The sequence below is a fragment of the Paenibacillus sp. BK033 genome, from assembly GCF_004345425.1.
GTDB lineage: Bacteria > Bacillota > Bacilli > Paenibacillales > Paenibacillaceae > Pristimantibacillus.
In genome coordinates this window covers 79,559-92,251 of the sequence record NZ_SLVP01000001.1, presented here as the reverse complement: position 1 = coordinate 92,251, position 12,693 = coordinate 79,559, and the positions used below count along the sequence as shown (strand labels likewise).

Here is a 12,693-nt window from a genome sequence, read left to right as displayed (position 1 = left end):
GCGAAAATTTGTTACTTCGAGGTTCCGTAATATTTCACGAAAGCGATGTCTTGCCGTTTCATCTGGTTAAATACCGCTCCAATAATGCGGGACTGTACAAAATCCAGCTTTTCCTTTGCCTTGCGGACATAAGCCTTCTTCACTTTTCCGGCATGAATAACCAGCAGTACGCCGTCGCAATAAGAGCTCATAATGAGACTGTCCGTTACGGGCAGGACGGGCGGGGTATCAAACAGAATCAGATCGTATCGCTCCTTGAGCTCTTCAAGAATGAGCTTCATCCGGTGGGATCCCAGCAGCTCCGCCGGATTGGGAGGCGTAGGTCCGGACGTGATGATATCGAGATTATCGATTCCGCCATCCTTGATAACTTCTTGCAGGGAGCTTTCCGCGGTCAGCAGATTGGTAAGGCCCTGCCTGTTCGTCTGCGCAAAGATTCGGTGGATCGTTGGCTTGCGAAGGTCGGTGTCAATAAGCAGCACCCGCTTTCCTTCCAAAGCGTAAGCAACCGCCAGATTCGAAATCACGGTGGACTTGCCTTCACCCGATTGGGCCGAGGCGGCCATCAACAGTTGGATCGGCGCATCTACCGAGGAGTATTGAATATTGGTTCTAAGCGTCCGGTAAGCTTCCGCTACCGGCGAGCTTGGATTTAGCAGGACAACTAACCGGCTGTCACTGGTTGATCGACGCATAGACATTGTCACCACCCGCTTCCTTGCGAATTAAAACTTGCTCTCCGCGCCGTCCGCGCATATCTTCCTTCTTCATCTTGCCCATTGCCGCAAGAAGCGGAATGCCGAGCACCTCTTTCAATTCCTCTTCGTTCTTCAAGGTGTCGTCCAAGAAATGAAGAATAAGGACCAGCGCCACGGAAGCAAGCAGCGACAGCACAAAAGCTACGAGAATACTGGTTACAAGGTTGATATTAACCGGATTATGAGGCCGGATATCATTTACTTTCGCTTCGTTTAGAATCGTGATGTTGTCGACATTCATAATTTTCGGGATTTCTTCCTTGAACACCAGCGAGATCGCGTTTACGGTCTCCGCCGCGCTTTCATAAGAAGTGGCCTGATAAGTCAGGTTAAGCACCTGGGAGTTCTCGTAAGAGTAAACTTGAAGAATTTTGGACATCTCGTATGAGGAGTCTGTGAGGTTAGGGTTTTTCTCCACTACTTTATCGAGTATGGCAGCGGAGCTGATAATCTCTTTGTAGGAGTCCATCAGCATCAGGTTGCTCTGAAGCAGCCCAACGTCGGGATATCCTTGCTGATACGTGCCCGAGGATTGATTGACGATCAATTTAGCCGTGGCTTCATAGATCGGCGTCGTATAAAAGGAGCTTTTTACCCCCGAAATCACACTGGCAAGCAGAACGAGTATAAGGATAAGCCACCACTTTTTCAGCACAATTCTCATGTATTGTTTAATCTCCACTTTGCACCTCCGCCAAGGCTTCTTGATACATTATGTATATAACTTTATGATACAATTAGTAGCATGTCAAGCTTATTCTACATGAAAAGCCAGTTATCCCGGCTTATGCGGAATAGCTGGCTTCGTCATTTCCAAGATCATTCAGACGCTTATCCAGGCAGCATCGTCACTTGCAGTTTTCCGTTTACAAGCTCGATACGGCCTCTTGCCCCCGTCGTTTTGTCAGTCAGAATAAAGGCGTCTCCGCTCTCAATGGCGGCCTTCGAATAAGCATGACCGTAAGGAGAATAGGCTGCGTTGTAATCGTAAGAAACCATTACGGCAGCGATATAAGTCGGCGCGCTAGGAGAAAGGTCGAAGAACGATGCCGAGTAGGCATTGGCGTTAGGCGCATATTGCTCATTGCAGGTGATCTTCGTCCATTGGTTCACCGTCACGTCGAAGGTGAAATCATACAGCGTCATCGAGCTGCCGAATTCCAACCGGCTTCGGCAGCGCGCTTGCGGGGAGAGGATAAAGTATTCGAAGGCAATGTAACGATTCGTATCAACGGAGAGCGGGACCGGGTTAAACGGAATCGCGACATACGGACTGTTGCCGTTTGGACTTATTTTCAGGACCGCCGTCATGCTTTTATCCACGTAGGTTTTCATTTCGGCGGAAAAAGGGACGGGAAGCGTGGCCAGGTTAGTCACCATGGATAACGCGGCACCCGTTGCCGTCCAGCTCTTCAGCAGCTCCGGATTCTGAATGAGGTTGCCATGGCCAAGCGGATTGTTGGCCTTGGCGCGGATCGATTGCCCGACAAGCAGCGGAGTCGAATATTGAAGCGACGTATCGATATACCTTTCCGCAATAACGCAATAGTCCGGCTGCAGGCCCGACAGAATGACATCGTCGCCCAAATATTCGATATATGCCGTACCCAGTTGCCCGGGCGCACCCGACAGCATTACCGTTCCTTCGATATCCTTGAAATCGCAGTTGGCGACGGTACCGAAATAAACGGCAAAGCTTTGCTTCGTATTGCGCGCTTTCAAAGCATCCGGCAGAGCAAACTCCGTAGCCGACGAATTGAGGGTTGACCAGGACATTCCGAAGCCTGAGATCGATAGTCCCGCCGACAAAGAGGCTGGCAGCAGCTTTATCGCCGCTTCGCCGACATATTCGAACCGGACCGATTCTAAAGTGCCGTAAATTCCGTTAACGACATCAGGTACGGAAGCGGCATCGATCACCTGATAAATGCCATACGGCGAATAACCCATGTGAACGCGCTGCAGCGTAACCGCCATGCCGCCATAATGCCCCGCATGCTCCTTGACGCCAATCATCAAACCGCAAAACGCGCCGGACACCATGCCGCCTTGAATGAAATAATCCTCGCTGTTGCGCATGCAATACATGCCGATAAGTCCATTCCAGGAGCAGTCATAGGATGTCACATGGCCGTCCGTGCTGTTGAGCAGCAGACCTACCTTTACCTGACGGGTTGCCACGCAGCGGAGAATCGGTCTTGCTCCGCCCGCAACCTCGATCGCTGCCGTTCCTGCTGCAAACATCGTATATTGGCTTTGGTCGTACAGGCTTTTGTTTACCCAAGTCGCGAGATTTGCGGTATTGTACGCCACCTGGCCATAGATGCCGAAGTCTTCGAAATTCGCGTCGATTCCCGCGTTCTCGATACGGATACACGGAAGCAGGTCGGTCTTCGTATCAATCGGATCCCAGAGCAGAAGCGAGCCGGATTGGCCGTCGTCCAAAAAGGTCGCCGCTCCGTACATCCCGCGGGAGTTATTCGTAATCGTCTGCCGAATCCGGTATTTGCCCACCGGGATAAAGATCCGGAACTTCTTGTTGCAGAGTGCCATTGCGGCTTGAAAGGCCGCGGTGTCGTCCGTAACCCCGTCGCCCGCCGCACCAAACCATGTCGGATAAATATCGCCTACCTTTGGCGTACCCGCGATGACTCCTCCGGCGGAAATATCGAAGATCCAATCGTAAAGACTTGCCGCAATGGTTCCGTTTACAGTTATCGTAATTCCTTTTGCCGGCTTCAGCCGGGCGCCGCGGGCGAACTCCAGCCGTTTGTTCGCAGGTATCGCAATGCTCTTTTCTATCAGATATACGCCGGGCGGGACAAAGATCCCTGTTGCTGCCGTGTCGTTGACTGCCGCGAGGAGAGCGTTGTAGCTGCCGGCAGCGCCGCTGGCATCAGCCCCCTTCCAACGAATGTCTAATCCTCTCGCACCAAGCTCGTTGTCGAGTGCAGCAAAGTTTGCGTTTAATTCGGATGGTTTGACCGTTTCGGAAGTTCCCCAGCTGTTCATGCCCATGTTGCTAGTTTTGCCTGTCGCCATACATCCTCCTCCTTTCTTCTCCTCCTTCCATATATGCAGCCAATCTAGCAGCTGCAACCGCAATCAGCCCTTCCAGATAGATTAGATTTATCTAATAGAAAAGCGCATTCTCCTCCTAAAGGAGTAGAATGCGCTTAGCCCGCTGGCCCGCGTGCTTCTTACATATTCGTACAATGCTCTTCGACTTCTTCCCAGGTATTGTACAGCTCGACAATCCGGCTGTCCTCATCTCCGTTGCCGGATTGCACAATGATAATCTCGAGCTCGGATACGGCGCGGATGCTATGCAGCGTCTTCATCGGAATATGAAGCACGTTACCCGCCTTCACCCGCATGTAATTGCCGTTCTGAATGAATTCGCCTTCGCCCTTCACGATGGTCCATACTTCTTCCCGGTTTATATGCAGCTGGTAGCTGATGTTGCGCCCCTGCAGGATCCCTACCCGTTTCGTGACCACCAGGCGGCCGTCGTCATAGCGCTGGTCATCCAAAATTCTTGCCCAGCCCCAGCTTCGCTCCTCGAACATCGGCCCCTGATTATAATTAATGAAGTCCTTCACTCTTGGGCTGGCGCTTTTGTCCGCCACGAGAATGCCGTCCGGGCTGACCGCCACCACCACGTTGGACAAGCCAAGAATGGAGACCGGTATATCGATTTCATTAATCAGATGAGTGTTTACGCTATCCTCGCTAATCATCCCTTTGCCGATCAGCTTGTTCCCCATCTCTTCCGTTAACGTATTCCAGGTGCCAAGATCCTTCCAGTACCCTTCATACGGAGTAACGACGATCCGTTCTGTCCGCTCAACCACCTCATAGTCAAAGCTGACCTTTGGCAGGGTATGATACTGCCGCACCAGCTCCTTATAATGAAGAGGCAGCCCCCTTTGCTCCAGCAGTCCGATCAGGAAGCCAAGCTTAAAAGCAAATACGCCGCAATTCCAGAGCGCATCGTACTCCTCGATTAGCCGCGCCGCGCGTTCTTCATCCGGCTTTTCTTCGAACCGGTTCACCTGGCGGTAACCGGCCTCCCTCTGCCTGTCAGAGGCAGAGGGCACGATATAACCGTATTTCGAGGAAGGATAGGTTGGTTTGACGCCGATCAAGGCGAGGTTAGCCCCGGATTCATTCAGAACAGCCTCCAGCTGCTTGACCTCGTCAAAGAAACGACCCTCTACATAGGGATCAACCGGCAGAATTGCAATCACTTCGTCTAGTCCGACTTCTTGCTCGGAGTAGAGGTATGCTGCCGTTAAAGCAATCGCTGCAAAGGTATCCCTTCGTTCCGGCTCGATAATAAGCGGCACATGGCGTCCGATCTGATTGTGCATCATTTCCATCTGGGATTTGCCGGTAGCTATATAGCTGCTTTCCCCTAGACCCCGCTCCGTAATTTGACCCCATACCCGCTGCACCATCGACACGAGCTGATGCCGTTCATCCTCGAGCACCTTCAGGAACTGCTTGGAGCGCGCATCATTGGAAAGCGGCCAGAGCCTTTTTCCGGATCCGCCCGATAACAGGACAAGCTTCATTCCGAACCCCCTCCGTTTCGCCGATGTCTCTAGTAAGCGTTCTTGGAGCCGAACATGACCCTTACCGTAAGCAGCATCAGCTTCAGATCAAGCAGGAATCCACGCTCCTCAATATATTTCAGGTCAAGCTCGACCATTTCCTTAAAGCTGAGCTCGTTGCGCCCGCTCACCTGCCATAAGCCCGTACAGCCGGGCAATACCTTGAGGCGGAGCTTATCGTAGCTTGTATACTCGTTTACTTCGCGCGGCAGGGCTGGACGCGGACCTACCAGCGACATGTCCCCGCGGATGACGTTCCACAGCTGAGGAAGCTCGTCAATGCTTGTTTTCCGGATGAATTTGCCTACCTTTGTAATGCGGGGATCTTCCTTCATCTTGAACATGGCGCCTTCAATCTCATTCTGGCTTAGCAGCGTCTCCAGCATCTCCTCGGCATTAGCTACCATGGAACGGAATTTGAACATTCTGAATGTCTGCTCATTGCGGCCAACCCGTGTTTGATAGAAAAAAACCGAGCCTTTTGGACTTTCGAGCTTAATTAATAGGGCAACAAGAAGGAATAACGGGGAAAGCAGAATTAAACCCAAGCTGGCGGCAATGAGGTCAAAGCCGCGCTTGACCATGATATAGATACGAAGAGGCCGACGCTCGTAGGCGGTATATATGGTCGCTGCATCAAAAACTGCTTCGAGATCATTTTGCTGAGGAGTCGGAGCCATCAACATTCACCTCTAATTAATCTTATTGGACTGCTCCCGCAGCATCATTTCTTCCATGGCAGCGAGCAGGGGAATACGGAGTTCTTCATTTCTGAGCGCGAAATCGATCGTGGTTGTAATAAAGCCTAGCTTCTCGCCCACGTCATAGCGGGTTCCCTCGAAATCATACGCGTAAACGCCTTGCGATTCATTCAACTTCTGGATCGCGTCGGTCAGCTGGATCTCTCCCCCGGCGCCCTCCTCCTGGTCTTTCAGGCAGTCGAATATTTCAGGGGTCAGAATATACCGCCCCATAATCGCAAGATTGGAAGGCGCCTGTCCCTTGGCCGGCTTCTCGACAAAACGCTTTACCTGATACAGCCGGTCAAAGCTTTCGATCGGGTCCACAATGCCATACCGGTGCGTCTGGTCCTCCTGGACGGTCTGAACCCCTATGACGGAGCGCTCCGTCCGTTCGTACTGCTCGATCAGCTGCTTCACGCAAGGCACTTGGGACTGCACAATATCATCCCCAAGCAGCACGGCAAAAGGTTCATCCCCGATAAAATTGCGTGCGCACCATACCGCGTGGCCAAGCCCGCGCGCCTCTTTTTGGCGGATATAATGAATATCCACGTTAGAGGAACGCCGAACCTCGTCCAGCAGATCGAACTTGCCTTTGCTGAACAAATTATGCTCCAGCTCGAAGGCATGGTCGAAATGGTCCTCGATCGCTCTTTTTCCTTTGCCCGTTACGATAATGATGTCTTCAATGCCAGATGCAATCGCTTCTTCCACAATGTACTGGATCGTAGGTTTATCGACGATGGGCAGCATTTCTTTCGGCATCGCTTTCGTTGCCGGAAGGAACCGGGTTCCGAGTCCGGCAGCAGGAATAATAGCCTTTTTCACCTTATTCATTACACTCTCACCCTCACCTATCCGATATCGTTTCTCTATAAAATACAAGCCCTGACTTATGGTCTAGGGCTGCCAAACCGAATCCGTTATTTCGATTATTCCTTATTGGTTCAGCGTCGCGTATGTAGGTTCGTTAAGCTCTTTCTTCATCTTGACGTTCGGTTTGTTCTTAAGCCCCATGTCCTGCTTGTTGATCTTGTTGATCAGGGCAAGAACCGGCAGATCCAGAGTTTGCAGCATCTCCGCTTCGTTCTTGATCGTATCGTCAAGATAATCGAGCAGAAAGATGATACCGACCGCCAGCATGCAAGAGACGATAAAGCTGATCAGCATATTGAGAATCGGACTGTTATTGATCGGGCTAGGAATATCCTTGTCATCAGCTTTATCGAGAATGGTCACATTGTCGACCTGCATGATATGAGGGATTTGATCCTTGAATATTTCCGATACCGTGTTTACGATTTGCGCAGCCTGTTTGTACGAGGCACCGGTATAGATGATGTCCATCACCTGCGATTCATCGGCCGATTCCACCTTTACCTTCTTCGACAATTGATCAGCGGTAATGGCAAGATTCGGATTTTTCTCGACGACCTTTTCCATGATGTAGGCCGATTCTACAATTTTTTTATAGGAATTAATAAGCATGACATTGGATTGCAGCAGACCAAGATTCAATGTTTCCACGCCGGCTTGCTGGGGAGATTGATTGACGATAAGAGTAGCCTTGGCTTGATAGATCGGGGTTGTGAAAAAGTAGCTTTTAACGCCTGTTGCCACGACGGCAACCATAACGATGGCGGCAATCAGCCACCATTTCTTCAATAGGATCTGCGCATACTGCTTAAGTTCCACTCGCTTCCCTCCTGCAGCCTTGTAGGACTTTAGATACAATTCGTATCAACATTTGTATACCTTACTTTAAGATACAAATCGTATCATGTCAATAGTTTTTTCATCGATTTTCATAATTTTGCGACATATCGTTGCAGTGAAACCTTTCGGCACAAAGAAAACCCCCATGCAAACGGTTACCGTTTGAATAGGGGTTTTGGTGCGTTTCTAGTCTATGCGTTCGGCTTCCTGCCGTCCCAATCGCTTAGGAATTTCGCGATGCCGGCATCCGTAAGCGGATGCTTCCATAGAGACGGCAGGAGAGTGCCGGGGATCGTCGCAATATGGGCTCCGGCCAGCGCAGCCTGCTCGACATGCCCGATATGGCGGATGCTTGCCGCGATGATCTCCGCATGCATCCCGTAGTTGTGAAGGATCGTCCGAAGATCCCTAATAAGTCCCATGCCATCCGTACCAATATCATCCAGGCGCCCGACAAAAGGACTGACGTAGGTTGCTCCTGCTTTGGCAGCCATCAGGCCTTGCGCGGCCGTAAAGATCAGCGTCACATTGGTCTTAATGCCTTTTTCCGACAAGGCTCGCGTTGCGTACAGACCGTCCTCGGTCATGGGGAGCTTAATGACGATATTTGGCGCCCAATCCGCGATATCGAAAGCCTCCATCAGCATCTCTTCGGACGTCGTTCCGATTACTTCCGCACTGATCGGACCATGGACGAAGCCTGCAATTTCCTGGATGACCTCCTTGAAATCACGGCCTGCCTTCGCAATGAGGGACGGGTTCGTCGTTACCCCGTCAACGAGGCCAAGCCTTGCAATTCTTTTAATTTCCTCTACGTTAGCCGTATCCAGGAAAAACTTCATAGCTGTCCGCCAAAAAACATTTCGATTTCGCGTTCCGCGCTCTCGACGGAATCGGAGCCGTGAACAATATTGCTCTCCACGCTTAATGCATAATCGCCGCGAATCGTACCGGCATCCGCATCCGTGGGATTCGTGCGGCCGATTAAAGTACGCGCGTTTTTAACGGCACCGGGGCCTTCCCAGACCATGGCGAAAGAAGGACCTGAAGTAATGAACTCGACGAGTTCGCCAAAGAAAGGCTTCTCCGCGTGCTCGCTGTAATGGCGCTCCGCCAGAGGCGTATCGATCTCGATCAATTTCGCCTGTATGAGCTTAAAGCCTTTGTGCTCGAATCTTGCTATTATGCTGCCGATTAATCCACGCTTCACGCCATCGGGCTTCACCATGACAAAGGTTCGTTCCATTTCCATTCCTTCTTTCAAGTTTATTTGCGCAATAGAGGTTTGTTCGGTAAATAATGAAGCGACTTTACATACCGCACGGTGCGCGTCTGCGCCCGCATCACCATGGAATGCGTCTCCGCGCGCTGATCCGGCATATAGCGTACTCCACCGAGAAACTCGCCGGGCGTTACGCCCGTTGCCGCGAAAATAACGTCCCCCGTTCCAACCATATCGTTGATCGTTAATATTTTGCGAGGGTCCGTCAATCCCATGGAGACGCAGCGATCGTACTGCTCTTCGCTTTCGGGAATCAGCCTGCCTTGAATTTCCCCGCCCAGGCTTTTGAGAGCGGCCGCCGCAAGCACGCCTTCCGGCGCACCGCCCGAGCCGACGTAAAGATCGATGCCCGCTTCCGGAAAAGACGGCGCAAGCGCTCCCGCGACGTCCCCGTCCGATAAAAACTTGATCCGGACGCCCGCTTCCCTCAAGTCGCGGGTCATTTCCGCATGGCGCTCACGGTCCAGAATCATCACGGTCAGATCCGTGATTGGCTTATCCAGCGCAAGCGCGGCCTTCTCCAGCGTAATGCGGATCGGGTCCTTCAGCGACAGCTTTCCGGCAAGCGCCGGTCCAACCGCAAGCTTCTCCATATACATGTCTGGCGCGTGAAGGAGCTGGCCTTTGCCGGCTACGGCCAATACGGCCATTGCGTTATTGAGTCCCCGCGCTACGATCTCCGTCCCTTCAAGCGGATCAACCGCAACATCCACCTCGGGTCCCAGCATGCTGCCGACCTGCTCGCCGATGTAGAGCATCGGCGCTTCATCCATTTCGCCTTCTCCTATAACAACCGTACCACGGATCGATACCGTATCAAACATGCTTCGCATCGCTTCGGTTGCTGCACCGTCGGCGCCGTTCTTGTCTCCCCGGCCCATCCAAGGGGAAGCAGCAAGCGCCGCAAGCTCCGTGACTCGAACCAGCTCTAAAGACAATTCGCGTTCTAACATTTTTGGGCATCCTCTCATACGTATTGCCATTTTTATGCGATAAATACGTTGGCGGCGTTTTTTTGCGAAAAGATTTTGTGCTATCCGAAATTCAAGATAAATGTTCAATAATAAGTCCCGCAGTCTCTTCAATCGCTCGATTCGTAACGTCGATAACCGGGCATCGGAATGCCTCCATCACGCTGGAAGCGTAAGCGAGCTCCTCCATAATGCGCTCCATGGAAGCGTATTGCGCGGACTCCGGAAGCCCTAGCGTCTTGAGGCGCTCAGTGCGGATATGCAGCAACTGCTCGGGCTTCATCGTAAGTCCTACAATCAGCCGGCCCGGTGCCGGCGTAAGCTCTGCCGGCGGTCTGACCTCCGGCATTAGCGGCAGATTCGCCGTTTTGATTCCTTTATGGGATAGGAAGATGCTCAGCGGCGTCTTGGACGTCCGCGACACGCCGATGAGCACCACTTGAGCTTGCATTAGGCCGCGCGCATCCTTGCCGTCGTCGTATTTAACGGCGAATTCGATCGCTTCCATCCTGCGGTAATAATCGTCGTCGATGGAATGGAGAAGTCCCGGCTTGCGCTTTGGCGAGCTGCCGAAGGTGTCGACGAAAGCCTGCATCATCGGCCCCATCACGTCTACCGCCCGTACTCCCCACCGGAACGACTCTTCCTTCATTAACTCACGCAGTTCCGGCTGAACCAGCGTATAGCTGATAAATCCGCCTGTCCGGGCAGCCTCCGCGACGATCTGGATAACTTCCTCTTCGGTTTTGATATGGCCGAACCGTTTAATTTTGACGTGATCGGACGCGAACTGCCGCAAGGTCGCTTTGGCGACGGCCTCCGCGGTCTCCCCTACCGCATCCGAACAAACATAGATAATTTGCTCTGACATATGCTCCTAATCCCCCAGTTCCGCAGCTGTCGCAATATCCGACATTAGCCGGATAATGTTCGATTTCGATACCCATCCGCTAATTTCCGGTCCGCCCTCGCCGGGAATGATAACCGGCAGGCAGTCTACTTGATGGAGCATCATCTTTCGAATCGCATCCGAAACGGATTCATCAGGAACAAGCGTGACGATATTCGGATAACGCGTCATGACCATACTGACCGGTATAGCGCCGGCACCCGGGTTTCCGAGCGTGATCTTGAGCAAATCCTTGGGCGTAACAATCCCCGCGAGATTCTTGTTCTCGTTCACGATGAGCAGCGTGTTGGCGTTCTCCGTAAACAAGGTAATAACCGCATCCTGGACGGATAACGTCTCCGGAATATTGACCGGAACGCCTTGAATCTCGTGAACCTTGATATTGTCAAAGCGCTGGCGCGCTGCCGTGTCATCGGTAGACCGGTAGGTTTCGCCGAGAAAATAGCCAACCTTCGGTTTCGCGTCAAGCAGGTTCAGCATCACGAGAAGCGACAGGTCCGAGCGCAGCGTGGGGCGGCTGACGCCCGTATACTCCGCAAGCTGCTCCCCCGTGATCGGCGCATGCTTTTTAACTAGCTCTAGCAATTCTAGCTGGCGATTCGATAGCTGGATAACGGTTCACCCTCTCCTCTTTTTAATACGCACATTTACCTATATAACCATCATTAATCGGATATAATATAGCACATATATATTTAATACACAATATATGTTTGATTACCCTCAAATTGTGCTCTATTTATGCTGTGTGAATGGTAAGTGGGGCGGGGGGCCGCGCTTTGTTACTAGTACTTACTCGTCTGCTCCCGATGTCTAATCAACTACTCTCTCCCATCCATCGTCTGGCCGATCGTGTGCAGCTGGCTTTATGCCTGGTAATCGACTACATACATCCTTCCACATCTCGCCCGACCGCCTGCAGCAAGCCTTTTGCCTGCTAATCGACTACTAATTCCTCACGAAATAACTCTCCCTTGATGCACTACCAACAAAATGGTATTTTCTACACAAATCAGATTTCGGCCGTGAAGAACACGCCGCGGTTCCAAACGTTAACGTTTGGAACCGCGGCGTGTTTTTTTATTTTTAGAAAGGAGCCAAGGTAACGTGTCATTTCAATCCGTCCATCAAAAATGGTTCAACATGCACCTCAAAAACGTAAAGGAAAAAAAGAAAGACTTGTTCAAGGGCATGCTCATGCGGAGACTCTGTTTCTGCCAAATGTATGGTACCCAGAGCATCTGTATCCCGAATATGAGGTAGCAGACTTCCGTGACGGAAAAAGATACCTGGATTTTGCATATCTCAAATATCCGTTGAAACTTAATTTCGAGATTGACGGTTATGGCCCTCATCATTCCCAGTCCAGCCGCAGTCAATTCTCGGACGATAGGATACGCCAAAATCACCTAATGATTGACGGCTGGCGGGTTCTACGTTTCTCCTGCGAAGATGTTATTGAGAGACCCCGCATGTGTGAACAGATTGTACAGCAGTTTAAGTGTTGGTTGAATCAGTATCACAGTGAGCGTTCTTCGAAAAGTATCATACAACGGGAAATCCTGCAGCTTGCTCTTCGTTCAGAAAAACCAATCCGATCTAGCGATGTAAGCTGCCTCTTGTCCATTCATATCGATACTGCCCGGCGTTTTCTGCGGAAAATGGTAAAGGAGAACATATTACTACCCGGAGGGGCT

Annotated in this window: 12 protein-coding genes; all 12 read right to left on the bottom strand. The window is 51.5% G+C overall.

The annotated features are described in order from the left end of the window. Positions 1-11 precede the first annotated feature (11 nt). Entirely contained in the window at positions 12-701 is a 690-nt protein-coding gene (locus EV294_RS00410) for a CpsD/CapB family tyrosine-protein kinase (RefSeq protein ID WP_132303071.1), read from the bottom strand. Further along, positions 676-1,440 (bottom strand): YveK family protein, encoded by a 765-nt coding sequence (locus tag EV294_RS00405; RefSeq protein ID WP_132303070.1) that lies wholly within the window; start codon positions 1,438-1,440, stop codon positions 676-678. Before EV294_RS00405 ends, EV294_RS00410 begins: the two co-directional genes overlap by 26 nt. Before the next feature lie 149 nt (positions 1,441-1,589). After that, a complete protein-coding gene (locus EV294_RS00400) occupies positions 1,590-3,800 on the bottom strand; it encodes a glycosyl hydrolase family 28-related protein (protein WP_132303069.1) in 2,211 nt (736 codons plus the stop codon). A 158-nt stretch (positions 3,801-3,958) separates the two neighbouring features. Further along, positions 3,959-5,335 carry a sugar phosphate nucleotidyltransferase gene (locus tag EV294_RS00395; protein WP_132303068.1) on the bottom strand — a complete coding sequence of 459 codons (1,377 nt, stop codon included), beginning with the start codon at positions 5,333-5,335 and terminating at the stop codon, positions 3,959-3,961. Positions 5,336-5,364: 29 nt separating this feature from the next. Beyond that, positions 5,365-6,054 carry a sugar transferase gene (locus tag EV294_RS00390; protein WP_132303067.1) on the bottom strand — a complete coding sequence of 230 codons (690 nt, stop codon included), beginning with the start codon at positions 6,052-6,054 and terminating at the stop codon, positions 5,365-5,367. A 12-nt stretch (positions 6,055-6,066) separates the two neighbouring features. Further along, on the bottom strand, positions 6,067-6,954 hold the full coding sequence (gene galU, locus EV294_RS00385) for a UTP--glucose-1-phosphate uridylyltransferase GalU (protein WP_132303066.1): 888 nt from the start codon (positions 6,952-6,954) through the stop codon (positions 6,067-6,069). 102 nt (positions 6,955-7,056) lie between these two features. Beyond that, a complete protein-coding gene (locus EV294_RS00380; protein ID WP_132303065.1) occupies positions 7,057-7,812 on the bottom strand; it encodes a YveK family protein in 756 nt (251 codons plus the stop codon). A gap of 212 nt (positions 7,813-8,024) precedes the next feature. After that, on the bottom strand, positions 8,025-8,675 hold the full coding sequence (fsa, locus tag EV294_RS00375; protein ID WP_132303064.1) for a fructose-6-phosphate aldolase: 651 nt from the start codon (positions 8,673-8,675) through the stop codon (positions 8,025-8,027). Beyond that, complete coding sequence (ndk, locus tag EV294_RS00370; RefSeq protein WP_132303063.1) at positions 8,672-9,079, bottom strand: nucleoside-diphosphate kinase; 408 nt, start codon at positions 9,077-9,079, stop codon at positions 8,672-8,674. The genes fsa and ndk overlap by 4 nt, the downstream gene beginning before the upstream one ends. A 20-nt stretch (positions 9,080-9,099) precedes the next feature. Next, positions 9,100-10,068 (bottom strand): class II fructose-bisphosphatase, encoded by a 969-nt coding sequence (glpX, locus tag EV294_RS00365; RefSeq protein WP_132303062.1) that lies wholly within the window; start codon positions 10,066-10,068, stop codon positions 9,100-9,102. 91 nt (positions 10,069-10,159) lie between these two features. Further along, positions 10,160-10,957 (bottom strand): pyruvate, water dikinase regulatory protein, encoded by a 798-nt coding sequence (locus tag EV294_RS00360; RefSeq protein ID WP_132303061.1) that lies wholly within the window; start codon positions 10,955-10,957, stop codon positions 10,160-10,162. Between the two features lie 6 nt (positions 10,958-10,963). Continuing rightward, positions 10,964-11,581 (bottom strand): CBS domain-containing protein, encoded by a 618-nt coding sequence (locus EV294_RS00355; protein WP_132303060.1) that lies wholly within the window; start codon positions 11,579-11,581, stop codon positions 10,964-10,966. Between the last annotated feature and the right edge of the window lie 1,112 nt (positions 11,582-12,693).